Raw genomic sequence first — 23,647 nt, forward strand, 5'->3', positions numbered from 1 at the left:
TCCTGACCGGATTCCCCCCGGGTCCCCGTGCAGACAGGGAAGTTCGGGGGACGGACGACCGCACCGGGAGCACGGAGGGGCGCACGGCGGGAGCCGGGCCGCGGAAGCGGTGGTCAGAGCGGGCCGGAAGTGGACCCGGGCTGTCCCAGGGCCGCGTCCAGAGTGGGCCACGGCGGCATCAGACGGGACGTGCCGGTGATCCGCAGCATGCGCAGGGTCAGCGGGTGGGTGCACACGAGGCGCAGCCGGCCGGGGCCGTCCGCGACCCGCTGCCGGGCCCGGTACAGCAGGCGCAGTCCGGAGAGGTCGAAGAACTCTACGCGGGTCAGGTCGATCACGATCCGGGCGTCCGGTTCGGCGGTCGCCATGTCCAGGTGCGGGACGATCTCCGCGGCCGCGGCGATGTCGATCTCGCCGCGGAGCTCCAGCACCGTGTGTCCCCGGTCGTGGCGGACGCGCAGATGCCGGGTCAGCGGCGCAGGTTCGTACCGCACGACGCCATCGCCTCCAGCCTGCTCCGTGCAACGGGGGGAGCGGATCGGCCCCAACACCAGTTCATTCCCTGCAAGTTACCTTCGATCGAGTGCATTTGAGCATGCTCGATTGACATATGTCTTCGAATTGCGACCAAGTCCTTTCGGGCCGGTCGACCGGTCCCGGAAGGCGTCGCCGGAGAGTGACGGAATCCTCACTTCGGGCAGTGGTCGAAGTTGATCCGCGGGGTCGTCGACCCGATAAGCTCCCTGTCAGTGCCGCGAGTTGACCGACATCACGACGGGTTGCCTCGTGGTGCGTCCGCGTGAGTGCGCCCCTTTTGCACGCTCCCCCTTGCACACCCCCATGTTGCTTCGAAGGATGCAGATGGAACTCGCCACTCCGCCGACGGCGGTGCGGGCCCCTGTCGCCTGGTACGGCTGGTGGCTGATGCCGCTCGGCCTCGGCGGCGGGACGGTCGCCGCCGCGTCGATGGGCTCGGACCGGATCACCACGGCCGTCCTCGGCGCCGCCGCGACGGCCGCCTGCTCCGTGTGCGTACGGCTCGTGCTCCGGTACCGGGTCCGGCTCCTGCGCACGGAGGAAGCCCACCGCGCCTCGCAGGCCGAGCACACCCGGCGGTGGCAGCAGCACATGGCGGACCAGGAACGGAAGTTCACCACCGAACGTGCAGAAAAGGAGAAGGAGTTAGAGGAGCAGCTGGCCGAACGGACCAGGACCTACGAGGCACGGCTCGCCGAAGAGACCGAGGCCCGGCAAGAGCAGCTGGCCCGCCAGCTGTCCGCGGTCGCCCGCCTCGCCGACGAACAGCTCCCGGAGGCGATCGGACGGCTGCGCGCCGGCGACGCCATCGACGACCTGCTGCCGAGCGTCGACCGGCGCGCGAACGTCGGCGCCGACCTCCAGACCGAACTCCGCAAGCTGCTGCGCACCGCGTTGATGGGCCTGGAGGAGGAGTTCGACCGCTCCACCTCCGCCGAACAGGCCGTCATCAGCATCGGCAACCGCATCCACGTGCTGACCAGCAAGCTCCGCGGCCGGCTGCACGAGATGCAGGGCGAACACGGCCGGCTGCCCGCCGTCGCCCGGGGACTGATGGAACTCGACCAGGAGATCGGCCCCGCCGACTGCCTGGCCGCCAGCATCGGCGTCCTCGGCGGTTCCGACCGGCCCGGCAGGCAGTGGCAGGAGCCGCAGCGGCTGCTGAGCGTGGTGCGCGGCGGCATCGGCCGGATCAAGGACTTCCACCGCATCCAGCTGAGCCGGCTCCCCGAACTCGGCGTGGACGGCGGACTGGTGGACCACCTCACGCTGATCTTCGCCCATCTGCTCGACAACGCGGCCCGCTACTCGCCGCCCTCCGAACCCGTGGTGGTCTCCGGCCGTGAGGTCCCCAACGGCGTCGGCATCGAGATCCAGGACTCCGGCAAGGGCCTGAGCGAAGAGAAGAAACGCGCGGCCGAACACGCCCTCGCGGGCACCGCGCCCGGAGCGGGCATCGGCGGCATCACCGAGGACGCCAACATCGGACTGCGGGTCGTCGGCATCCTCGCCCGCCGCTACGGCATCCGCGTCACCTTCGCGGACTCCCCCTGGCTCGGGACCTCCGTAGTGGTCGTCGTACCGCACAAGTACTTCAGCCCGCTGCCCACGGCCGCCGTGGTGGAGAGCCCCGGCGCCGAGAGCGGCCCGACGTCGCCGGCCGCCGTCGCCGGACCGGCCCCGGACGAATCCGCCGGGTCCGCCGACACCACCCCCGGCGGGCTGCCCCGCCGCCGCAGGCGGACCGACGCGGACGACCCGCGGCCCGCCGAGCCTGCCGGACCCGTGACGGTCGCAGCCGTACCGCCGGACGCCTCCTTCGCCGGCCTCGCCGCCTTCGCCACCGCCGGACGCGCCGGCGGCCCGGCGCCCCGGACGTCCGGCGACCCTGACACCCCCACCGGACGTGAGTCCACCGAGCACCGCACCGAAGAGAGCGACCAGACCACATGACGCAGCAGGGAACCGACGTGAGCTGGGCGCTCCGCGACCTCGTCGAGAGCATCCAGGAGATCCGCTTCGCCCTCGTGGCCTCCAGCGACGGCAAGGCCATCACCTCCTACGGGGCGGACGACCCCGACGACGTCGACCGCTTCGCGGCGGTGGTGGCCGGCCTCCAGGCCCTGGCCCAGCCGGTCGCCGAGCAGTTCCCCGCCTACGCGGGACAGCTGCGGCTGGCGATGATCGAGGTCGACGGCGGTCACCTCTTCGTGGTCCGCGCCGGTGTGGAGACCTACCTCGGCGTCCTCGCCCGGGAGGGGCTGGACCAGGGCCTGCTCGGACACCAGATGAGGGACCTCGCCCGCAGAATGGGCGAACTGCTCGGGACCACTCCGCGCCTGGAGGAGCACTCTGGATGAGTGCTCCCCGCCGGCCGGCGGACCCGTCCGGTCTCGAGCGCTACTACGTCCTCACCCGGGGGCGCAGCGGACCGGGCGGTGCGGCGGCCGGCCTCGACGTGGCGACCCTCGTCGTCTCCCGCCCCGGCCCCGCCCCGGGTCTTCAGCACGAGCACGAGGAGATCGTCCGGCGCTGCCGTGAGCCGCTCTCGGTCGCCGAACTCGGCGCCCACCTCGGGCTGCCGTTCAACATTCTCGCGGTGCTGCTGTCGGACCTGCTGGACGCGGGCCGGATCGAAGCCCGTGACCCCATCCCGGCACACGTCGCCGGTCGCGGGCCCGACCTCGCGCTCCTTGAGGAGGTACTCAGTGGACTTGAAAGGCTTTGACCGGCCCGGCCGGCAGGGCGGCGGGGACATCCGCTCGGTGAAGGTGATGATCGCCGGCGGCTTCGGCACCGGGAAGACCACCATGGTCCGCTCGGTCAGCGACATCAGGCCGCTCACCACCGAGGAGACGCTCACCCAGGCCAGCGCCGGTGTCGACGATCTCGTCGGGGTCACCGACAAGTCCCAGACCACCGTCAGCCTGGACTTCGGCAAGATCGGCCTCAACGACAGCCTGATGCTGTACCTGTTCGGCACGCCGGGCCAGGAGCGGTTCTGGTTCCTGTGGAACGGGCTGTTCAAGGGGGCACTCGGCGCAGTCGTCCTGGTGGACACCCGGCGGCTGGCCTCCAGCTTCCGGGCGATCGAGGAGATGGAGCGGCAGAAGGTGCCGTTCGTCATCGCCCTCAACGTCTTCCCCGACTCCAGGGACTTCCCGGTCGAGGAGATACGGGACGCCCTGGACATCCCCGCGCACATCCCGGTGGTGTCCTTCGACGCCCGTGACCGTGCCTCCAGCCGTGACGTGCTGGTCGCCCTGGTCCGGCACCTGAAGGAACGCTCCGCCGTCGCCGTGGAGTCCCGATGAACGGCCCCGACACCCCCCGCGGCTGCCCCGTCGCCCACCACGGCGCCGAGCTCACCCGGCTGTACGGGGCGGAGGCGGCCACCGACCCGGCCGGCATCTACGAACGGCTGCGCAAGGAGCACGGCCCGGTGGCGCCCGTGCTCCTGGAGGGCGAGGTGCCGGCCTGGCTGGTGCTCGGCTACCGGGACGCCCGCCGGGTGCTGGACAACCCCCGCCAGTTCACCCGGGACGCCCGCGTCTGGCGGGACCGGGCCGACGGCCGCGTCGACGAGAACTCACCACTGGTCCCGATGCTCGGCTGGCGTCCCGACTGCGTCTCCCAGGACGGCGAACCGCACCGCAGGCTCCGCGCGGCCGTCACCGACGCCCTCCAGGCGGCGGCCGGCCGCGGCATCCGCCGGCACGCCACGCACTACGCCAACAAGCAGATCGACGCGTTCGCGGGGACCGGGCGCGCCGACCTGGTGCGCGACTACGCCGAGTACCTGCCGATGCTGGTGCTCAGCCGCCTGCTGGGGCTGCCCGAGGCGGAGGGGCGCGACCTGGTCGAGTCCTGCGCCCAGGTCCTCAAGGGCGGCGGGAGCGCCGTCGCCCACGACGCGCGCATCCAGGAGATCCTCGGCGAACTCGTCGTGCGCAAACGCTCCGAGCCCGGCAGCGACCTCGCCACCGCCCTGCTGGAGCACCGCGCCGGCCTCGACGAGGACGAGGTGGTCAGCCACCTGCGTCTGGTGCTGATCGCCGCGCACACCACCACCAGCAACCTGCTGGCCCGGGTGCTGCAACTGGTCCTCACGGACACCTCGCGGCTGTCCGGGCTGATCAGCGGCCGGCTGAACGTCTCCGAGGTGGTGGAGGAGGTCATGTGGGACAACCCGCCGCTGGCCGTCCTGCCGGGCCGCTTCGCCGCCAGTGACCTGGAACTCGGCGGTCACCGTGTCCAGGAGGGCGATCTGCTGGTGCTGGGGCTCGCCGCGGGCAACCGGGACCCCGAGATCCGGCCGGACGCCGGAGTCTCCGTCCAGGGCAACCAGGCGCATCTGGCGTTCAGTTCGGGCCCGCACGAGTGCCCCGGACAGAACATCGGACAGTCCCTCATCGAGGTCGCCGTCGACGTCCTGCTGCACCGGCTGCCCGGACTGCGGCTGGCGGTGGAACCGGGGGAGCTCAGCTCGACCGCCTCCACCTGGGAGTCCCGGCTGGACGCCCTGCCCGTCGAGTTCGGCGGGTGACGTCGCCGCCCGGCCCCGGCGGCCGGGCGGCGCGGCCGTCTCACACGGTCAGCAGATCGTCCACGGAGCCCCGCCCGGCCTGTTCCGCGGTGGCCACGGGGCCCTCCTTCACCGCCGCGTAGCGGCCGGTGGTCAGCGCCCACTCGTAGTTGCCGTTGATCCAGTGCCGGATGGCCTCCACGCCCCGGCGCACCCGGTCGCGCTCGTCCGCGTCCAGCCCGAGCTCGTCGCACATCCGCGGCACCCGCTCCTCCAGTTCGAGGTACTCCGCCAGACGGGCGGTCGTCATGCCGTACGCCTCGGCGGCGGCCTCCTCCCAGGAGCAACCCCGCTCCCGGTGCAGGACGGCGATGAGGTTGTGCCCGTCGCCGCGGCGGCGCTCCCGCTCGAAGGAGTGGACGTCGTTCATGAACCCGATGGTGTCCGCGGCCAGATCGCGCAGCCGCTCCATCAGCGGATGTGCCATCGCCTGCGCCGGGACCTCGAAGCCGCGGCTGCGCTCGCCCGCGTCGATGCTGTGGTGGATGCCGACAGTACGGCGCCGGAAGACCGCGTACTCCTCCAGGCCGAGTGTTCCGGCCAGCCCCCGGGCGGCCAGGTCGACCTCCTCGCAGTGCGCCACCAGGAACCGCCCCCAGGAGGCCGCGAACCGGGTCTGCCAGGTCAGGGACATGCCGTCCGAGAGGCGCGCCCAGACCTGGGCCCAGGCCAGCGTGATGGGGCAGGCGACCCTGGGTGCGCTCCCCACCGGCCGCAACGGGGTCACGATCAGCTCCCGGGCCACCTCGGCTATGCGGTCGGCGCGGTCGGGCCGCCCGGCGTCGAACTGGTCGTCGAAGAGGAACGCGAGCGAGAACCAGTTCATCAGGACGACCAGGTCCTCCGCCGAAGCGTACGGGTACGTACGGGCGGCGGCCTGGGGCAGGTCCCAGGACCGGTACTCCTCGAAGCCGGCCCGGCTGCGGACCAGGTCCGTCTCCCGCACCCAGCGCAGATGGCGTGCCCGCGCGTACTCCAGATGGTCGCTGACGGGGGTGTCGAAGGGGAGGTCGAACCGTACGTCCTGAGACATGTGTTTCCTTTCGGGAGACGGAACGCGGAGTCCCTCGCCCTGCGAGCGGGCGGTCGTGAGGACAACCGACCGCACACTCGAACCAGGTGTCAAAATAGGCAAGTTGAATCGAGAAGAGCTACGAGGATGCCTCAAGGTCGAAAAATCTACACCGTGAAGGCCGGTGATCTCCGCTACTACGCGCACGCGTTGGGAAGCGTACGTTCGCACGTCACCACAAGTAACTTGTCACGGAGTCCGGTTGAATCGGACGAGTGGGGATATGCGGCATGCACAGGGCGGGGCAGGAGCGCCCCGCGCCCCGGACTCCCGCGGAGGAGACATGACCCTGGTGACGGCCGGCGTGGTGGTGCTCGACTGTGCCGAACCCGAAAAACTCGCCGATTTCTACAAGGAGTTGCTGGGCGCGGAGGACGTCGACGCCCACGTCAACCGGGTGGAGATCCGGACCGGCGACGGTTTCCGGCTGGCGCTGCGCCGCGATGTGAACGCGACCGCCCCGAGCTGGCCCCGCCCGGAGAACTCCCTCCAGGCGCACCTGGAGTTCGTGGTGGACGACCTGGACGCGGTGGAACGCCTGATCGTGAGTCTCGGCGGGCGTCCGGTGGACACGGGCGACACCCCGGGACCCGCCGGGGAACGCGGCTACGCCGACCCGGCGGGCCACTCCTTCACCGTCCGCCGGGGCACGCCGACGGCGCCGAAACAGGGCTGACCCGCCGTCGGGGGACGGCGGGCCTGCCGTACGGACGCGTCAGTCGCGGCCACCCTTGTCCGGGACCGGCCAGGTGCCCGTGGAGCGTTCGATGGCCTTGGCGCCGGCCCGGTCCACGGCACTGCGCACCACCGCGAAGAGGGCGCCCTGGATCGCCGCGGCCAGCAGGATCTCACCCAAGCGCCGGTCGCGGTCCAGCGCGTCCGGCGCGTTGTCCTCGTGCCGGATCACCTTCCAGGCCTTCTGGAACGCCATCCCCGCCACGGTGCCGCTGGTCCAGCCCAGCACGAAGCCGATCGGCTTGTACGCCATGGGCAGCTTCTTCTGCGCCTTCTTGCTCTTCTTCGCCACGTGGGCCTCCTTGAGTCGGCTGCGTCGTCTCGTCGGTGATGGGTCGTCGATGAACGGGTCGCCGGTCAGGGGCGACCCGGAGCCGGCACCTCCTCGCCGGGCCGCACCGGACCGGGCGGAGTGCCGTCCCCGAACGGCCGACCGCCCAGCTCCGCCCGGTGGTGGGGCGCCGTCCAGCCGGACAGGTCGGGACCGAGGGGCACGATGCCGGACGGGTTGATGCCGGTGTGCACCAGGTAGTAGTGCCGCTTGATGTGGTCGAAGTCCACGGTGTCCCCGAATCCGGGCGTCTGGTACAGGTCACGGACGTACGCCCACAGCACCCGGTTCTCCGTCAGCTTCCACCGATTGCACTTGAAGTGGCCGTGGTACACCGCGTCGAACCGCACCAGCGTGGTGAACAGCCTGATGTCCGCCTCGGTGATGGTGTCGCCCACCAGGTACCGCTGCCGCTCCAGCCGCTCCGCCAGCAGCTCCAGCCGCCGGAACAGAGCCGTGCACGCGGCCTCGTACTCCTCCTGGTCCGTGGCGAAACCCGCCCGGTACACGCCGTTGTTGACGTCCTGGAAGACGTCCGCCGCCAACGCGTCGATCTCGTCGCGCCGTTCCTGCGGATACAGGTCGGGCGCCCCCTCGCGGTGCAGGGCCGTCCACTCGGTGGCGAAGTCCAGGGTGATCTGCTGGTAGTCGTTGGTGACCAGTTTCCCGCTGGGCACGTCCACGACCGCCGGCACGCTCACCCCGCCCGGGTAGTCCGTCTCCCGCCGGTCGTACGCCTCGCTCAGGTACCGGATGCCCAGAACCGGGTCGCGGCCGCCCGGGTCCAGGGCGAAGCGCCAGCTCCGGTCGTCCTGCAGCGGATCCGTGACGGCCAGGGACAGTGCGTCCTCGAGGCCGAGCAGCCGCCGGGACACCAGCGCCCGGCTCGCCCACGGACAGGCCCGGCTCACGACGAGCCGGTAGCGCCCGGCCTCCACCGGCCAGCCGTCCCGGCCGTCCGCGGTGATCCGGTCCGCGAAGTGGGCCCTCGACCTCTTGAACTTCTTCCTGCCGTACGAACTGTTGCCGCCGCCCCCGTCGTCGCGGCCCATGGTGCCCTCCTCGTCGCCGTTCGGATGTCCCTGTGACCGCGTTCCCCGTTTTCCGCCGACGGCACGGTGTGGCGTGGGCCGACCGGGGCAATCGGCCGAGCGTGAGTACTCGATCGGATCGCAGAACCCGGATCACGGTGCTGGTGGCGCTCGCCGCCAATCTGGTGATCGCCGTCGCCAAGGCCGTCGGCGGACTGGCCGCGTCCTCCCCGGCGTTGCTGTCGGAAGCGGCGCACTCGATCGCCGACAGTTTGAACGAAGTGTTCCTGCTGGCCGCGCTGCGGCGCAGCCGGCGCCCGGCCGACCGCCGCCACCCGTTCGGCTACGGCAAGGAGCGGTTCTTCTGGTCGCTGCTCGCGGCCGTCGGGATCTTCGTGATGGGCGGCTGCTTCTCGTTCTACCAGGGCGTGGAGGCGCTCAGGGGCGGGAGCGAGGAGGACCTGGACGGCTATGTCGCCGGACTGGTCGTGCTCGGCGTCGCCCTGCTCGCCGAGGGCGGCTCCCTGCTGCGCGCCCTGTACCAGGTGCGCAGGCAGGGCGGTCTGAGCAGCGGACTGCGTGATCCGGCGCTGCGCACGGTGGTCGCCGAGGACGGCACCGCGGTGGTGGGCGTCACCCTGGCCGTCGTGGGCATGGTGCTGCACATGATCACCGGACAGGTGGTGTGGGAGGCGTCCGCCTCGCTCGCCATCGGCGCGTTGCTGGTCTACGTCGCCTTCCGGCTCGGACGCGACGCCCGCGACCAGCTGATCGGTGAGGCCGCCGACCCGCGGGCGAGTGACCGGATCCGCGAACTGCTGTGCGAGCAGCCCGAGATCGACAGTGTGGAGGCGCTCTTCACCATGAAGACGGGCCTGGACACCGCCCTGGTGGCCGCCCGCGTCGACCTGGTGCCCGGCATGGACAGTGAGCGGGTGGAGAAGGTCGCCGTACGCATCAAGCGGTCCATCGCCCGTGAGGTGCCCGAGGCGGACCAGATCTTCCTCGACGTCACGGAACGGGGGGCCCTGGAGGCACGGGAGGCGTGGGAAAGCCCCGCCGCGACGGGGGAACGCGGCGGGGCCTGACGCACGGCTGCCCGGCGGCCGGTGCTTCATGCGCACCGGGACGGAGATTTCTCCCTCCGTCCGCCGGGCCCGCATCCGTCAGTCCTGTTCCCGCCGCTCCAGTACGAAGACGGGGATCTCACGGTCCGTCTTCTCCTGGTAGTCGGCGTACGGCGGATACGCCGCGACGGCGCGCTTCCACCACTCGGCCTTCTCCTCACCGGTGACCTCACGGGCCGTCATGTCGAACTTGGCCGGCCCGTCCTGGAGCTCGACGTGCGGGTCGGCCTTGACGTTGTGGTACCAGACCGGGTGCCGGGGGGCGCCGCCCAGCGAGGCGACCGCCGCGTACCGCCCCTCGTGCTCGACCCGCATCAACGGGGTCTTGCGCAGCTTGCCGCTCCTCGCCCCCCGGCTGGTCAGCACGATGACGGGCCTGCCCTGCAGGGTCGTCCCCTCCGTGCCGCCGGAACTCTCGTACAGCTCCACCTGTTCGCGCACCCACTGCGTCGGACTGGGGTCGTACTCGCCTTGGAGAGGCATGGCATCCGTCCCGTCGTTCTCGCGTACTGCGGTTGAGTCGATCACCTCTGCAACACCACCGCACGCCGGATTCATCCGAACCGGTTCCGCGGGCCGTCAGGCGGGCGCCACCGCCATGCGGACCGTGAGGGCCGTCATCACACTCCGGACGCCACCGCGGCGGCGCTCGGTTCGGCGGTGCGGCGCCGGGACGCCGAGCGGTCCGCGGGCCCGGCGGCCGTCGGGGACCGGTCGTGCGCGGAACCGGTGGCGTCGCCCGGGACGGCGCCGCGCGGGGAGTTCCCGGTGGTCCGTGCGGCGAACGCGGAGGGCTGCGGGGAAGAGTCCGCGGTCCCGCTCCCGGTGCCGCGGGAGGCCGGCGCGCCCAGCAGGACCAGCGCACCCGCCGCCACCACCACCGTCGTGTGCCGTGATGCGTCCGCCAGGGTCCACCTCGTGTCACATCTCGTCCGCCAGGGCCAGTTCCGACCAGATGGTCTTGCCCTCGGCCGTGTGCCTGCTGCCCCAGCGCTGGGTGAGCTGGGCGACCAGCAGCAGACCCCGGCCCCCCTCGTCCCAGGTCTTGGCCCGACGCAGGTGCGGCGCCGTGTGGCTGGTGTCGGACACCTCGCAGATCAGTGTCGAGGCGTCGTGGATCAGCCGCAGCCGGATGGGCGGGGCGCCGTACCGGATGGCGTTGGTGACCAGCTCGCTCACCACCAGCTCCGCGGTGAACGACGCCTCGGTCAGCGCCCAGGTGGCCAGTCGGTCGAGGACCTGCTTGCGGATGGGGGCGACCAGCGCCGGATCGGCGGGGATGTCCCAGGTGGCGACCTGAGCGGACGGCAGACCGCGGGTACGGGTCAGCAGCAGGGCCACGTCGTCCGTCGCACCGCCCGGCGCGAGCATGGTGTGCAGGACCCGGTCGCAGGTCTCGTCGAGCGGGCCGGCGGCGTGGGACAGCGCCTCACGGAGCAGGACGTGACCGGCCTCGGTGTCCCGTCCGCGGGACTCGACCAGCCCGTCGGTGTAGAACGCCAGTACCGCGTCGTCGGGCAGCTCCAGCTCGACCGACTCGAAGGGCAGCCCGCCCAGGCCCAGCGGCGGTCCGGAGGGCAGTTCGAGGTGCCGGGCCGGGCCGCCCGGCGGGATCAGGACCGGCGGGGGATGCCCCGCCCGGGACAGCGCGCAGCGCCGTGACACCGGGTCGTACACCGCGTACAGACAGGTCGCGCCGACCTCGCCCGTCCCCGGGGCGCCGTCCGACTCGTGCGAGAGGTGGAGCACCAGGTCGTCGAGATGGGTGAGCAGTTCGTCCGGCGCCAGGTCGATGTCGGCGAGGGTGCGCACCGCGGTGCGCAGCCGGCCCATGGCCGCGGACGCCTGGATGCCGTGTCCGACGACGTCCCCGACCACCATGGCCACCCGCATCCCGGACAGCGGGATCACGTCGAACCAGTCGCCGCCCACCCCGGAGCGCGCGGCCGGCAGGTAACGGGTGGCCGCCTCCACGGCGGCCGTACGCGGCAGGGCGCGGGGGAGCAGGCTGCGCTGGAGCGCGAGGGTGGTCTCGCGTTCCCGGGAGTAGCGGCGGGCGTTGTCGATGCAGACGGCGGCGCGCGCGGTGACCTCCTCGGCCAGCAGCACGTCGTCGTGGGTGAACGCCTCGGGGCGGGTGAAGCGGGTGAAGGCGGCCACTCCGAGGGTCGTGCCCCGCGCCTGGAGCGGGACGGACAGCATGGAGTGGACGCCGAACTCCCGGACCTGCCGGGCACGTGTCCCGTCCACCGCGAGCCACGGGTCGAGATCGCCGGACGGCACCGAGGCCACGATGCTGTGGCCCGCGACCAGCGAGTCCGCCTGCGGCGCGGCGGCCGGGTAGACGACCACCTCGCCCATGCGGGCGACCGACTCGGGACTGCCGGGTGTGAGGGACCGGTGGGCGACCCGGCGCAGCGAGACCGGCGTGGTCAGCGGGCCGGTGGGCTCGCCCCCGGGTTCCTCGGGCTCCAGCAGGTCCACGCTGACGAAGTCGGCGAGGGCGGGCACGCACACCTCGGCCAGTTCCTGCGCCGTCCGGGTGACGTCCAGGGTGGTGCCGATACGGATGCTGGCCTCGTTGACCAGCTGCAGCCGTTCCCGCGCCCGGTACTGCTCGGAGAAGTCGTGGGCGGTCACGCACACGCCCCGCACCCGGCCGGACCGGTCGGTGAGCGGGGCGAGCCGGGCCAGCCAGGCGTGCGCGCGGTTCTCGCTGGTGGCCTTCATGTGCGTCTGCATGTCGTACGGCCGTCCGGTGCGCAGCACCTGGCGCAGCTGCCGCTCGAGTTCGGCGTGCTGCGGCCGGCCGCCGATGTCGGTGGGCCTGAGCCCCCGCAGATGGGGGGCCGGCAACGCGAGGAGGTGGGCCATGGCGTCGTTGACCCCGCGCAGGCGCAGCCCCTCGTCGAAGACCATCGTGGCGCAGGGCGACTGGAACACGGCCGTCCTGACCAGCGGGTCGTCGGGCAGCTCCTGGTCCGTGGTCCCCAGCGGGGTGACGGCGAGCCATTCCCCCGGACGGTCATCCGCCGGCTGTCTGTGGTGGGCGAGCACCCACGTCGTGACGGTCCTGCCGTCGCGGTGCCGTAGGGCGAGGGCGCCGTTCCAGCGGGCGGCCGGGAGCCGGGGCGGGCCCGACTCCCCGGCCAGCAGCACGGCGGCCGGGCGGCCGACGACCTCCTCGGCCGTGTGCCCCAGCAGCAGGCGGGCGCCCTCGCTCCACCGCGCGAGCGTGCCGTCGGCGGCGATGACGGCCCGGGCCGTCACGGCATCGTCGAACGGGTCGTCCGGCCTCATCGTCGCCACTCCATCGCGCACACTCACCGTGAACCGGTGCATCGCCTGAGTTCCAGCCTAGTGGTTAGCGGGGCGGCGCGGACCGCGAACCTCCGCCCCGGGCGGTCGTCACCAGTCCTGTCCCAGCCGTTGACGGAGTGTCACCCCTGACACGACCATGGTCCGCGTACGGAGATGGGAGCGCTCCCATATACGCTTCCGCGCCCCCGCACCTCCCCAAGAGGAGCCCAGACGTGAACAGACGCAGAACCGCCCTGCTGTCCCTGACCGGACTGCTGGCGACCGCGCTCGCCGCGCTGCCCGCCGCCCAGGCCGGGGCCGACGAGGTGGAGCAGGTCCGCAACGGTGCCTTCGACAACGGCACCGACTCCTGGTGGGCCTCCGCCGGGGTCGCCGCGGGCCCGTCCGAGGGCCGCCTGTGCGCCGACGTCCCCGGCGGCACCGCCAACCGCTGGGACGCGGCCGTCGGCCAGAACGACATCACCCTGGTGAAGGGGGAGTCGTACCGCTTCTCCTTCAGCGCCACCGGCTCGCCCGCCGGCCATGTCGTGCGGGCGATCGTCGGCCTGCAGGCGGCGCCGTACGACACCTATGGCGAGGTGTCCCCGCAGCTCAGCGTCTCGGGGGACACCTACTCGTACACCTTCACCTCACCCGTCGACACCGCTCAGGCCCAGGTCGGCTTCCAGCTCGGCGGCAGCGCGGACCCCTGGCGGTTCTGCGTGGACGACGTGTCCCTGCTGGGCGGGGCGGCCCCCGAGCCGTACGAGCCCGACACCGGTCCCCGCGTCCGGGTCAACCAGGTCGCCTACCTGCCCTCCGGGCCGAAGAACGCCACCCTGGTCACCGACGCCGGCGAGCGGCTGCCCTGGCGGCTGAAGGACGGAGCCGGCCGGGTGGTCCGCACGGGCTGGACGGTGCCGCGCGGCACCGACGCCTCCTCGGGACAGAACGTCCACTCCCTCGACTTCGGCTCCTACCGGGGGCGCGGCACCGGCTACACCCTGACCGCGGACGGTGAGACCAGCCGGCCCTTCGACATCGACGCGAGCGCCTACGAGCGGCTGCGGCTGGACTCGGCGAAGTACTACTACACCCAGCGCAGCGGCACGGAGATCCGCGACGACCTGCGCCCCGGCTACGGCCGCCCGGCCGGACACGTGGGCACGGCTCCCAACCAGGGCGACAGCCGGGTGCCCTGCCGGCCCGGAGTCTGCGACTACACCCTCGACGTCACCGGCGGCTGGTACGACGCCGGCGACCACGGCAAGTACGTCGTCAACGGCGGCATCAGCACCTGGGAGGTGCTCAGCACCTACGAACGTGCCCGGCACGCCCGCACCGGCGAGGCGGACAAGCTCGGCGACGGCACGCTGGACATCCCGGAGAGCGGCAACAAGGTCCCGGACATCCTCGACGAGGCCCGCTGGGAACTGGACTTCCTGCTGAAGATGCAGGTTCCCGAGGGCGAGCCGCTGGCCGGCATGGCCCACCACAAGATCCACGACGAGCAGTGGACCGGGCTTCCGCTGCTGCCGAGCGACGACCCGCAGAAGCGGGAACTGCACCCGCCGACCACCGCGGCCACCCTGAACCTCGCGGCCACGGCCGCCCAGGCGGCACGGCTCTACCGCTCCTACGACAAGGAGTTCGCGGTCACCACCCTCGCGGCGGCCCGCAAGGCCTGGACGGCGGCCCTCGCCCACCCGGACCTCCTCGCCGACCCGGACGACGGCATCGGCGGCGGCGCCTACCCCGACGACACCGTGGCCGACGAGTTCTACTGGGCGGCCGCGGAACTGTACCTCACCACGGGGGAGCGGCAGTTCCAGGAGTACGTGCTGAACTCCCCGGTGCACACCGCCGACATCTTCGGCCCGACCGGCTTCGACTGGTCGCGCACCGCCGCGGCCGGCCGGCTCGACCTCGCGACCGTGCCGAACCGGCTGCCCGGCAAGGACGAGGTCCGCCGCTCCGTGATCAAGGGCGCCGACGGCTACCTCGCCACGCTGAAGGCCCACCCGTACGGGATGCCGTACGCGCCGGCCGGCAACGTCTACGACTGGGGCTCCAGCCACCAGGTGCTCAACAACGCGGTCGTCCTCGCCACCGCCTACGACCTCACCGGCGCCTCGAAGTACCGGGACGGCGCGCTGCAGAGCATGGACTACATCCTGGGCCGCAACGCCCTCAACATGTCGTACGTCACCGGTTACGGCGAGGTCAACGCGCACAACCAGCACAGCCGCTGGTACGCCCGGCAGCTCGACCCGAACCTGCCGAACCCGCCCGCCGGCACGCTCTCCGGCGGACCCAACTCCAGCATCCAGGACCCCTTCGCCCAGTCGAAACTCCAGGGCTGCGTCGGTCAGTTCTGCTTCGTCGACGACATCCAGTCCTGGTCCACCAACGAACACACCATCAACTGGAACGCGGCCCTGACCCGCATGGCCTCCTTCGTGGCGGATCAGGGCTGACGCCCGCTCCCGGCCGGGGCTGCGGCCACTCGGCCGCAGCCCCGGCCGGTACCCCTTCCCGTACGGCTTGACCTGTGTGTATTTACGATTCAGTACCCGAGCGGTACCGTAAGGGCATGCCAGCTCTCAACGTGGAGTTCAGCGACCGCGAGCTCGAGGACCTGCGGCAGATCGCCAAGGAGCGCGGTACGTCCATGAAGGCGCTCGTGCGGGAGGCGGCCGCGGCGGACATAGCCCGCCACCGCGCCCTGCAGGAGGGCGCGGAAGCCTTCCGCCGGTTCTTCGCCTCCCACGCCGACGAGTTCGCCGCCGCCTTCCCGGACGACGAACCCTCCGCCAGGCGCGAGGGACGGGCTGCCTGACCGATGGCGTCCGTGCTCCACATCGACGTGCCCTGGCTGCTCCAGCGGCACGAGGAGGTCCTCCCGGACCAGCCCACCGTCAACGACTTCTCCGCCCTGGTCGCGGCCGTCGCCCGCCATCGGGTGGACCCGCCCCGGCTGGGCGTCGACTCCGATCCGGCCTGGCGGGCGGCGGCCCTGCTGCACACCCTCGCCGTGCTCCGGCCGCTGCCCTCGGCCAACGCCCGCTTCGCCTGTGCCACGGCGGTCGCCTACATGTTCGTCAGCGGGGCCGGCATCGACCCGCCCTACGGCGCCCTGGTCGATCTGGCGCGGGACCTGATCTCCGGCGAGACGGACATCTACGGCGCGGCCGACCGGCTGCGCTCCTGGCAGATCTGAACCGCGCCGGACGGACCGCGCGGGATACCGGAAGCCCTTCGGGCCCCCTGCCGGGGGCGGGAGGGCCGGGGGCGCCGTCTTCGCACGCAGGAGGGGCGCCGGAGTGCCGCCACTGCCGGAACACGGCCGAGCAACCGAGCCACTTCGAGGGCGGACTGGGCACGCCTCTCGCCGAGGCGGTGCTCGGGTGGGGGCCCGGCGCTACCTCGACTCGCGCCCGGGGCGCACGACGGCCGGCCCGCGCGGCGGACGCGCCGCCCGTCGCCGGCGCGGGGCGGGCGGCCCGGCAGCGGGCCGGCACCGCGTGCTGTCCCGCATCCCCGCCCCCCGGACGGCTGACGGGCCTCGCGTTCCCGGACCCGGTGCGCTCCACCAGGACCCTGCTCACCGGCCTCGGCGCGGTGTCCGCCGGGGTGCTGGTGAGCGTGCTCATCGCCGGGTCCTCCCCTCCCCGGACGGCGGCGCCGCCGACCCGACGGGCTCCACCGGAGCGGCGGGCGGCCGCGCGGCCGTGCCCTCCGCCTCCCGCCCGGCGTCGCCGGGATCCCCACCGCGCCGGAACGGACGCGGCTTCGCAACGTCGCCTCCGGCCTCTGCCTCGACACCCGGGACGAGCCCCGGGACGGCTCCGGGACCCGGCTGGCGGACTGCTGCTCGGCGTGGACCCAGCAGTGGGCGTACGAGGACGACGGGCTGCTGCGCAGCGTGGCCGACCCCGGTCTGTGCCTGGACTCCCGCAAGGGCGCCGGTGCCGTCGTCCTCGGCGCCTGCGCCGACCCCGGTGGCCAGCGGGCGACGTGCGGTACGACCCCACCGTGCAGGGCGAGCTGGTCCCCGCTGGGACGTCCGGCTGACCCTCACTCCGGCGGCCCCTGACGCGAACGCCGACATCGTCGTCGAGGCGCGCGACCGGACCGTGGACCAGCGCTGGATTCCCGAGCCGGTACGGACGGACACGGCCTCCCTGCCCGTCAGCGGCGCGGACACCTCGCCGGCCCGGCACGCGAAACCGGCCGAACCGGTCATGTGATCCCCGGCCGGGGCGGGGACCCGGCCCGGAGGGCCGCCCCGGCCCGTGTCGTGGCGGATCAGTCCGTCGTCTCCGTGAGGACCCCGGGGCCGGTCGCGGACGGGGTGGCGCGCCTCGACAGAGCCATGGTGAGGCCGGGTTCGGCGAGCAGGCAGCGGATCACGTGCTCGACCCCGCCTGTCCGTCGAGGCCGAGCCCGTACCCCCTGCTTCCCGGTGAGCCCGGAGAGCGTCAGGGGATGTACCTCGTGCCCGCCCGCGCGCAGTTCGTCAGCCACCTCGCCCCACGCCCGGGCCCCGGACCGGCCACCCACACGGATCGAGTCGTGCCCGCACCGCGGCGAACGCCACCGACAACACCGTTCACCCGCCGGCGCCGGGCTCCGCCCCCTCCGGCTCGTTGTCCGGCCCCCGCTCCCGCACCCGCCAAACGTGTTCCAGCGACTCGCGCAGCTCGCTGAGCCGGTCGTCGGTGTGCCGCTGGACCAGGTGTACGCACCAGGCCAGTGCCTCGCTGCGGCTGCGGGCCGCCCCGCCCGCGATGAGGGTGTCGGGGACCTGCCGCTCCGGCTGGCGCAGCCGGGTCGTGACGGGCGCCGCCACCTGCGTGAACAGGACGCGCTGCCCGTCGCACTCCACGCCCCGGGAGACCTTCCGGGGGAGACCTTCCGGCCGAAGCGGCGCTCGGCGTCCCGGGCGACCGCGATCCGGTCGTTTCGGGTGCGTTCCCGGAACTCCTGGACGCGGCCCCCGACCGCCGCCTCCCGCTCGGCCGGCGAGGCGTCCCTCCCCCTCCGGGGACCGGGAACGCGGTCGATGGCGGTGATCTCCTCACGGTCGACCGTGACCTCGGTCAGCTCCTCGAAGAGATCGTCGGGGAGCCGGCCGGCGAACCAGCCCCGCAGTTGTTCCCGCTGCTCCTCCGCCCTCATGTAATGACGATTACTCGCCCGGTTCATGAACACAAGACGTCATGGAACGGTCTGCGGAGAGCGGAATCGGAATGTTTCAGGCCGATTAACGAGTGGCCGCATTCCGGCCATCTGGCCGCTTCGCGCATCCGGTCCCCGTGCGGTTACCGGGCTCCGCCCCGCGCGTTCCGTGACTTCGAGCCACTGATTCAACACGCAAGGTTACTGGAATCGACATGCCCGATGTGAAGTTCCGGAGCGGACTCGGCAGACTCCGGCACGCCGGTTCGGCACCGACCGAGCACGAGCCGGCGACTCGTCGACACGAGCGGAAGGATGCACACAATGCGGAACACCGCGCGCTGGGCCACCACCCTCGGCCTCACGGCCGCCGCAGTCTGCGCACCCCTGTCCGGGGCGGCGCTCGCAACCCCGGGGACCGCCCCGTCCGTGCTCTACGCCCCCTCGGCCCTGGTGCTCACCGTGGGCCACGGCGAAAGCGCGACGACCGTCATGCCCGAACGCGCGGTCACCCTGACCTGCGCCCCGGGTCCCTCGGGCACCCACCCGGCCCCGGGAGCGGCCTGCGCGGAGATGAACCGCCTCGGCGGCGACCTCGACACCCTGACGATGCGGGAGGGCGTCCTCTGCACCAAGGAGTACGACCCGGTGCTCGTCACCGTCGACGGGGTGTGGCGGGGACAGCGCGTCTCCTACGAGCGGGTCTTCCCCAACGCGTGCGTGATGAACGCTCACGGTTCGAGCGTCTTCGCGTTCTGAGACCGGGATCGCACGGTTTCCCGTGACCGCGCGGCGGCCGATGGGCTGGGGAGTACCAGGCCTCCCGCGGAACGTGCGATCCCGCGCAAGGAGGCCGGCGGGCGGAGTGGGGCCGCCCGCCGGCCGCCGGGCCCTCACGCGGCCCGGCGGCTCAGGCCCGGTCCCGGTGGCTGGTGTCGCACCACGGATACCGCCGGCTGCGGCGGCAGGTGCACAGGGCCACCCGGAAACGGTCGGAGGCGACGACCGTGCCGTCCTCGAGCTCGACCTCCACCGGCCCCTCCACCAGCAAGGGGCCCTTGCGCCGGACGGTGACGCGACGGGGGGCGTCAGACGGGGAGTTCGGCACGGATCACCACCAGCTCTTCCTTGTCGTCGGTCACGGACAGCAGCCCCCGCTCCCGCAGCCAGCGCTCCCTGCCCCGCAGCACCGGGCCGAAGTCGATGCGCCGGCGCCGGATCACCGCGGCCTTCGTGCCGGCCGCCCGCAGCCCGCCGACCGTCAGCTCGGGGTCGCTGAGCACCGACTGCACCAGCAGCAGGACTCCGCCCGGCCTCAGCAGCGCGGGCGCCTCCCGGCAGATCCGGTCCAGGACGAGCCGTCCGTCGCCGCCCGCGTCCCAGGCCCGGGCCGCGCCCCGCGGCAGCGAGCCGTCGCCGGGTGCCGGAACGTACGGTGGATTGGCGAGGATCAGGTCGAACGACTCACCCCGCACCGGATCGAACAGGTTGCCGCGCCGGACCCGGACCGGCACACCGGCCCGCAACGCGTTCAGTCGCGCCGCGCACACCGCCCGCCGTGAGACGTCGACCGCGGTCACCCGGTAGCCGCGCCGGGCGGCCTCGACCGCCAGCGCGCCGGATCCCGTCCCCACGTCGAGAACGTCCGCGTTCTCAGGGACGGGCTCGTCGGACAGGACATCGGCCAGCAGCTCGGTGTCCTCTTGAGGGGCGTACACGCCCGGTGGCGCCAGTGGAGTCACGGATCGCCGAGTACCCCCGCCGTCAAGAAACATGGGCGAACTCCTGGGGCAGGGGAGTACGCAGCGACGACCGGCCGGCGCTCCAGTCCGCGAGCAGCCTCTCGCCCAGGCGGTCCTCGGCGAACACGGTGGCGTCCACGCCGAAGGCGATGTCCGCCGCGAGGTGCGGCTCCGCCTCCAGCAGACCGGCGATGACCTCGTGGCGCACCACCTGCTCGTGCACCGCGTCCGCCTCCACGTGCTCGTCGTAGAAGTGCTCGGCGGCCGGCCCCGCGCCCGTGCGGCGCATCGCCTCGGCGAGCCGTCGCGAGCCGGGCGACGAGGTGATCTCGACCGTCGCGAAGTGGCCCACCAGGGCGCCCCTGAGGGAGCGGTGGAGACCGAAGAGGGACATCAGGTTCACCGTCACGAGCAGTTCGGCGCAGGCCGCGTCCAGATAGCGGCCGTACGTGGGGTCCAGACCCAGGTCCGTCATCAGATCGGCGAAGAGACGGGCGTGCACCCGGTCGGCGCGACCGCCGCCGTACTCGTCGAACTCGACCGCCGCCATCGCCGCCTTGGCCCGGCCCCACAGCCGGGGCAGCACCCACGCGTGCGGGTCGGCCTCCTTCAGGTGGTACAGGGACCGCTGGACGGCGTACTCACGGACGTGCCACAGTTCGCCCTCGTCGCGCAGGAAGTGGCTGACGCCCGTGCCGTCCACCGGTTCCACCAGGATGCCGGCGAGCGCCTCGTCGACGTCGTCGTGCCGCCGGGCGTCCGCGCGCAGCGCGGTGAGGAAGCGCTCCTCCAGGGCGGCGCGGACGCGCAGCAGCTCCGGGTCCCATTCACACTCCGCCGCCACGCCCGCGAAGCCGCGGTAGTGCAGCTCGTAACAGAGGTACAGGGCGAGCTGGAAGTCGTCGCCGTACACGGGGGCGGCGGTGATCTCCTCGTCGGCAGGCAGCGGGCCGACGGCCCGCAGATGGTCCTCGACCGCTCTGCTCAAGGGGCCGCGCGGCGCCGGCAGCCGGGGTTCTTCGCAGGTGTGCTCCATGGGCCCCGTGTACCCGGACGGCTCGCGGACACCCCCGTCCGCGAGGCAACCGGCCGCCCGCGGGACACTCCGTGACCGTACGGAGGCACCTGGGATCGACTGCACCCTCGAGAAGTCACCGGAGACCTCCGGGGCCGAGGCGCCGCCCGGGACCGTCGTCGGGCAGGTGCGGAAGGACGGCGTGCAGGCCGGCGCCGTCCGCGCGGCGGACCCCGGACATCGCTCCGGGCGGGGGCGGCGGGGCCGCGCACGAGGACGACGCCCGTCCCGTCCACGGGGAGATCCTCGCGTCCGGGACCCTCGTCCTCGCCTCCCGGCCCGGCTCGGGCAGCCCTCGTCGGCGGCCGAACGGGTTTCGGAGCGGACGGGCGCGGTGCTGTCCGAGCCGGACGACGAGGGCCGGCCGGTCTTTTGCAACCGGGCGGCGGAAGCCGTCGTCCCCGGGGACGGGGACGACGCACACCGTGTGATCGGCGAGATCGCCGGCGTCCTTGCGGGCCTCGGCTGCACCGTCCCCGGCCAGGCGCGGACCTGCTGCAGGCCCCGGACCCGGACCGGGCTTCCCGGAGGGCGGAAGCGGTCACGGCTGGTCCCGCAGGACCGCCCGCGCCATGGCCGCCGGCCTGCTGGACGTCGCCCGGGCCCCGGCGGCGCCGCCCTCTCGGCCCGCCGCCGCGGCAGCACCCGCTAGTCGCCCCGGGACTCCTCCTGCGCCTCGATGTTCGGGGTGAGGGCGTCTCCCCCCTCACCCCGGTGGTGGCGCCCGGCGGAGCCCTCGGCGTGCCGCTCGGCGTCCTCGACCTCGCGCAGCACCTCCTCGACGGCCGTCTCGGGCTTCTTGCGGTCGTCCTGCTCGGACACGGGTCTCTCCTTACGTCGTACGTCGGGGTCAGCCGTGCGCGGTGGCGATGCGCAGCGGTACGGGGTCGGCGGCCGCCGCATCCTTCTCGTTGAGGCGGGTGATCTCCGCCCACCAGGAGGGGCCGTCCTCGATATGGCGCAGCAGCACCCCCTCGCGCAGCGCCCAGGGGCAGATCGTCACCGTGTCCAGGCCGGTCAGCTTCATTGCCGTGTGCCCCACGACCGCGCCCGCCAGGCTCTGCGCGGAGCGCGGGGCGGAGATCCCGGGCAGCCGGGCGCGTTCGGCGGCGGACAGGGCGGCCAGCCGGTCGATCGCCCTTCGCAGGTCGGTGCAGGACAGCTCCCGCTCCACGAACGGGCCGTGCCGTCCGGGCGCGGCCCCGCACAGCCGCCCCAACTGCTGGAAGGTGCGGGAGGTGGCCACCGCCGTACGGGGTCCCTCCCAGCGGATCCGGGCCGCCACGTCCCGCAGCTGGTGGCGCACCCGCCGGCGCAACGCCCGCACCTGCTCCCGGGAAGGCGGATCCGCGTCCGCGAAGTGTTCGTGGGTGAGCCGGCCCGCACCCAGCGGCAGGGAGGCGACGAAGTCGGGCAGCCGGCCGCGTCCGAAGGCGACCTCCAGCGAGCCCCCGCCGATGTCCAGCAGCGCCAGCGGCCCGCAGCGCCAGCCCATCCAGCGCCGGGCCGCGAGGAACGTGAGCTCGGCCTCCACCTCGCCGGGCAGCGTGCACAGGTCGACGCCGGCCCGGGCCCGGACCGTGCTCAGCACCTCCTGCCGGTTCGGGGCGCTGCGCACCACGGCGGTCGCGAACGCCAGGGGCCCCGGCGCGCCCCACCGCGCGGCGGTCCTGTCCGCCGCGGCGACGGCGTCCACGAGGCGCTCCACGGCTTCCTCCGGCACCGGCTCCCCGGGCGTGACCTCATCGGACAGCCTGAGCGGCCACTTCGCCGTGTGCACCGGCAGCGGCGCCCCGCCCGCCGTGTCCGCCACGACGAGTCTGACGGTCTTCGATCCGACATCCATCACGCTGGTTCGCATGGCCCGTGGGTACCCGCTTACCGCGCGGAGCAACGGGCGGGCTCCCGCATACGGCGAAGACGTGCCACAGGCGTGACCGTACGGTGACCGTCCGTCGACGTGTGCGCCGTGGACGCCCGGCAGCTCACGCCGGCTGCCGCCGCACCAGCTCGTGCAGCCGCCCGCCGGTGCTGGCCTGGAGCCGGTCCGGCAGGCGACTGCTGGACCACCTTGCCGTCCTCGGGTACGGGACGGCTGTCCCGTCACCGGGCGCGCCCCGGTGGCCGAGGCCCACCGCGGGCGGTCGGTGTGGCCGGGGCCGGACGACCTCGCCGCACAAGCGCAGTCGCGGCGCGTGCCCAGCCGTGACTTCTTCCTGGCGGCGCTGCCCGTGCGCGGCGGCGGCTTCCTGCTCGCGGTCGGCGGGCGCGCCGACGGCTTCGACGCCGACGACCGCCTCTGTCTCGGCCTCGTCGCCGAGGCCCCCGCCCTGCCCGCGCAGGCCGCCCCCGCCGAGGGCGTCTCCCTGGGCCCCGACGGCTTCATCCTCGCCATGGACACCGGGCGGGTCCGGGGCGGCGAGGACATCCTGGAGCTGTTCGGCATCGACCCGGACGGCTTCGACGGACGGGTGGACACCCTGCTGGGCCTGACGGTGCCGGAGGACCTGCCCTCACTGATGTCCGCCGTCGAGGCCGACCACATGACGATCGGCGACCGCGAACTGGAGTTCCGGGTGCTCCAGCCCGCCGGCCCGCCCAAGTGGCGACCCTTCCGGTCAGCGGCGGCCAGCAGGTGTGGGAGGAGTTCGTGGTGCGGCCCTGACGGTCGCCGGGAACACCCGCGCCCGGTGACCCCACCGCTCCGCCGGGCATCCGGGGCGCCACCGGGAGACAGAGAGGGAGACGTCAGGGCACAGCACGTGCGCGACACCACGACCGGTGCTCCGGCGATCGTCGGGCCGCGCACCTCGGTCGCGGAGGCCGCCCGCATCATGCGCGACCGCGGCCTCGGGTCCGTCCTGGTGACCGACGGCGCCCGGCTGCGCAGGCGGTCGTCGCGTCCCGGTCCGCCCCACCGCCGGGAACCCG

At 73.1% G+C, this 23,647-nt stretch carries 24 protein-coding genes and 3 pseudogenes; 13 read left to right on the plus strand and 14 right to left on the minus strand.

Annotation, left to right across the window (positions count from 1 at the left end; all coding sequences use genetic code 11):
• Positions 1–113 precede the first annotated feature (113 nt).
• Complete coding sequence (locus KYY02_RS04610; RefSeq protein ID WP_371236122.1) at positions 114–494, minus strand: anti-sigma factor antagonist; 381 nt, start codon at positions 492–494, stop codon at positions 114–116.
• A 367-nt stretch (positions 495–861) separates the two neighbouring features.
• Between KYY02_RS04610 and KYY02_RS04615 the strand changes: the two genes are divergently transcribed.
• The 5 genes from KYY02_RS04615 to KYY02_RS04635 are packed head-to-tail and all read left to right on the plus strand — an operon-like array spanning position 862 to position 5,083.
• Positions 862–2,490, plus strand: a complete 1,629-nt coding sequence (locus KYY02_RS04615; RefSeq protein ID WP_371236123.1) for an ATP-binding protein — start codon at positions 862–864, stop codon at positions 2,488–2,490.
• On the plus strand, positions 2,487–2,897 hold the full coding sequence (locus KYY02_RS04620; protein ID WP_030821389.1) for a roadblock/LC7 domain-containing protein: 411 nt from the start codon (positions 2,487–2,489) through the stop codon (positions 2,895–2,897). Before KYY02_RS04615 ends, KYY02_RS04620 begins: the two co-directional genes overlap by 4 nt.
• The gene (locus KYY02_RS04625; protein WP_371236124.1) at positions 2,894–3,265 is read left to right on the plus strand and encodes a DUF742 domain-containing protein; all 372 of its coding nucleotides are present in this window, start codon (positions 2,894–2,896) and stop codon (positions 3,263–3,265) included. Before KYY02_RS04620 ends, KYY02_RS04625 begins: the two co-directional genes overlap by 4 nt.
• Positions 3,246–3,851, plus strand: coding sequence for a GTP-binding protein (locus tag KYY02_RS04630; RefSeq protein WP_371236125.1), 606 nt, complete (start codon positions 3,246–3,248; stop codon positions 3,849–3,851). The genes KYY02_RS04625 and KYY02_RS04630 overlap by 20 nt, the downstream gene beginning before the upstream one ends.
• On the plus strand, positions 3,848–5,083 hold the full coding sequence (locus KYY02_RS04635; protein WP_371236126.1) for a cytochrome P450: 1,236 nt from the start codon (positions 3,848–3,850) through the stop codon (positions 5,081–5,083). The genes KYY02_RS04630 and KYY02_RS04635 overlap by 4 nt, the downstream gene beginning before the upstream one ends.
• Positions 5,084–5,123: 40 nt before the next feature.
• Here the strand turns inward: KYY02_RS04635 and KYY02_RS04640 are convergent, their stop codons facing one another.
• On the minus strand, positions 5,124–6,155 hold the full coding sequence (locus KYY02_RS04640) for a 7-epi-alpha-eudesmol synthase (protein WP_371236127.1): 1,032 nt from the start codon (positions 6,153–6,155) through the stop codon (positions 5,124–5,126).
• A 322-nt stretch (positions 6,156–6,477) separates the two neighbouring features.
• Here KYY02_RS04640 and KYY02_RS04645 point away from each other — a divergent pair, with 322 nt between their 5' ends.
• Positions 6,478–6,870 (plus strand): VOC family protein, encoded by a 393-nt coding sequence (locus KYY02_RS04645; RefSeq protein ID WP_371236128.1) that lies wholly within the window; start codon positions 6,478–6,480, stop codon positions 6,868–6,870.
• Positions 6,871–6,909: 39 nt separating this feature from the next.
• Here KYY02_RS04645 and KYY02_RS04650 read toward each other — a convergent pair whose 3' ends face one another.
• Together KYY02_RS04650 and KYY02_RS04655 are read right to left on the minus strand one after the other, a co-directional pair.
• Positions 6,910–7,221: a DUF4235 domain-containing protein gene (locus KYY02_RS04650; RefSeq protein ID WP_371236129.1), complete on the minus strand. Its 312-nt coding sequence runs from the start codon at positions 7,219–7,221 to the stop codon at positions 6,910–6,912.
• A 65-nt stretch (positions 7,222–7,286) separates the two neighbouring features.
• Entirely contained in the window at positions 7,287–8,312 is a 1,026-nt protein-coding gene (locus tag KYY02_RS04655) for a glutathione S-transferase family protein (RefSeq protein ID WP_371236130.1), read from the minus strand.
• Between the two features lie 137 nt (positions 8,313–8,449).
• Between KYY02_RS04655 and KYY02_RS04660 the strand changes: the two genes are divergently transcribed.
• The gene (locus tag KYY02_RS04660) at positions 8,450–9,379 is read left to right on the plus strand and encodes a cation diffusion facilitator family transporter (RefSeq protein WP_371236281.1); all 930 of its coding nucleotides are present in this window, start codon (positions 8,450–8,452) and stop codon (positions 9,377–9,379) included.
• A gap of 78 nt (positions 9,380–9,457) precedes the next feature.
• On the opposite strand, the gene KYY02_RS04665 is transcribed toward KYY02_RS04660, so the two are convergent.
• The 3 genes from KYY02_RS04665 to KYY02_RS04675 form a co-directional block, all read right to left on the minus strand.
• Positions 9,458–9,901 (minus strand): nitroreductase family deazaflavin-dependent oxidoreductase, encoded by a 444-nt coding sequence (locus tag KYY02_RS04665; RefSeq protein WP_371236131.1) that lies wholly within the window; start codon positions 9,899–9,901, stop codon positions 9,458–9,460.
• A gap of 137 nt (positions 9,902–10,038) precedes the next feature.
• Complete coding sequence (locus KYY02_RS04670; protein ID WP_371236132.1) at positions 10,039–10,293, minus strand: hypothetical protein; 255 nt, start codon at positions 10,291–10,293, stop codon at positions 10,039–10,041.
• Between the two features lie 46 nt (positions 10,294–10,339).
• The gene (locus KYY02_RS04675) at positions 10,340–12,718 is read right to left on the minus strand and encodes a SpoIIE family protein phosphatase (protein WP_371236133.1); all 2,379 of its coding nucleotides are present in this window, start codon (positions 12,716–12,718) and stop codon (positions 10,340–10,342) included.
• A gap of 233 nt (positions 12,719–12,951) precedes the next feature.
• Here KYY02_RS04675 and KYY02_RS04680 point away from each other — a divergent pair, with 233 nt between their 5' ends.
• The 4 genes from KYY02_RS04680 to KYY02_RS04695 all read left to right on the plus strand — a co-directional run bounded on the left by KYY02_RS04680 (position 12,952) and on the right by KYY02_RS04695 (position 16,814).
• Positions 12,952–15,195 (plus strand): glycoside hydrolase family 9 protein, encoded by a 2,244-nt coding sequence (locus tag KYY02_RS04680; protein WP_371236134.1) that lies wholly within the window; start codon positions 12,952–12,954, stop codon positions 15,193–15,195.
• A gap of 116 nt (positions 15,196–15,311) precedes the next feature.
• Positions 15,312–15,557 (plus strand): hypothetical protein, encoded by a 246-nt coding sequence (locus KYY02_RS04685; protein WP_371236135.1) that lies wholly within the window; start codon positions 15,312–15,314, stop codon positions 15,555–15,557.
• Positions 15,558–15,560: 3 nt separating this feature from the next.
• The gene (locus tag KYY02_RS04690) at positions 15,561–15,938 is read left to right on the plus strand and encodes a toxin Doc (protein WP_371236136.1); all 378 of its coding nucleotides are present in this window, start codon (positions 15,561–15,563) and stop codon (positions 15,936–15,938) included.
• 543 nt (positions 15,939–16,481) lie between these two features.
• Positions 16,482–16,814 (plus strand): ricin-type beta-trefoil lectin domain protein, encoded by a 333-nt coding sequence (locus tag KYY02_RS04695; protein WP_371236282.1) that lies wholly within the window; start codon positions 16,482–16,484, stop codon positions 16,812–16,814.
• 212 nt (positions 16,815–17,026) lie between these two features.
• On the opposite strand, the pseudogene KYY02_RS04700 reads toward KYY02_RS04695, so the two are convergent.
• Both KYY02_RS04700 and abmR read right to left on the minus strand, forming a co-directional pair.
• A pseudogene (locus KYY02_RS04700) lies at positions 17,027–17,169 on the minus strand (alpha-hydroxy-acid oxidizing protein); the annotation flags it as partial.
• A gap of 161 nt (positions 17,170–17,330) precedes the next feature.
• A pseudogene (gene abmR, locus KYY02_RS04705) lies at positions 17,331–17,899 on the minus strand (ATP-binding transcription factor AbmR).
• Between the two features lie 324 nt (positions 17,900–18,223).
• Between abmR and KYY02_RS04710 the strand changes: the two are divergent.
• Positions 18,224–18,658: a subtilase-type protease inhibitor gene (locus tag KYY02_RS04710; RefSeq protein ID WP_371236137.1), complete on the plus strand. Its 435-nt coding sequence runs from the start codon at positions 18,224–18,226 to the stop codon at positions 18,656–18,658.
• Between the two features lie 151 nt (positions 18,659–18,809).
• Here the strand turns inward: KYY02_RS04710 and KYY02_RS04715 are convergent, their stop codons facing one another.
• The 5 genes from KYY02_RS04715 to KYY02_RS04735 all read right to left on the minus strand — a co-directional run bounded on the left by KYY02_RS04715 (position 18,810) and on the right by KYY02_RS04735 (position 22,577).
• Positions 18,810–19,007, minus strand: a complete 198-nt coding sequence (locus KYY02_RS04715) for a CDGSH iron-sulfur domain-containing protein (RefSeq protein WP_351997790.1) — start codon at positions 19,005–19,007, stop codon at positions 18,810–18,812.
• Positions 18,988–19,674 (minus strand): HemK2/MTQ2 family protein methyltransferase, encoded by a 687-nt coding sequence (locus KYY02_RS04720; RefSeq protein WP_371236138.1) that lies wholly within the window; start codon positions 19,672–19,674, stop codon positions 18,988–18,990. The genes KYY02_RS04715 and KYY02_RS04720 overlap by 20 nt, the downstream gene beginning before the upstream one ends.
• Entirely contained in the window at positions 19,664–20,677 is a 1,014-nt protein-coding gene (locus tag KYY02_RS04725) for an iron-containing redox enzyme family protein (RefSeq protein ID WP_371236139.1), read from the minus strand. The genes KYY02_RS04720 and KYY02_RS04725 overlap by 11 nt, the downstream gene beginning before the upstream one ends.
• 687 nt (positions 20,678–21,364) lie before the next feature.
• On the minus strand, positions 21,365–21,538 hold the full coding sequence (locus KYY02_RS04730; protein WP_371236140.1) for a hypothetical protein: 174 nt from the start codon (positions 21,536–21,538) through the stop codon (positions 21,365–21,367).
• Between the two features lie 28 nt (positions 21,539–21,566).
• Positions 21,567–22,577 (minus strand): Ppx/GppA family phosphatase, encoded by a 1,011-nt coding sequence (locus KYY02_RS04735; RefSeq protein ID WP_371236141.1) that lies wholly within the window; start codon positions 22,575–22,577, stop codon positions 21,567–21,569.
• Positions 22,578–22,800: 223 nt separating this feature from the next.
• On the opposite strand from KYY02_RS04735, the pseudogene KYY02_RS04740 reads away from it, so the two are divergent.
• A pseudogene (locus KYY02_RS04740) lies at positions 22,801–23,334 on the plus strand (PAS domain-containing protein); the annotation flags it as partial.
• Between the last annotated feature and the right edge of the window lie 313 nt (positions 23,335–23,647).

It is taken from the genome of Streptomyces pimonensis, from assembly GCF_041380215.1.
In the GTDB taxonomy this organism is placed as follows: domain Bacteria; phylum Actinomycetota; class Actinomycetes; order Streptomycetales; family Streptomycetaceae; genus Streptomyces; species Streptomyces pimonensis.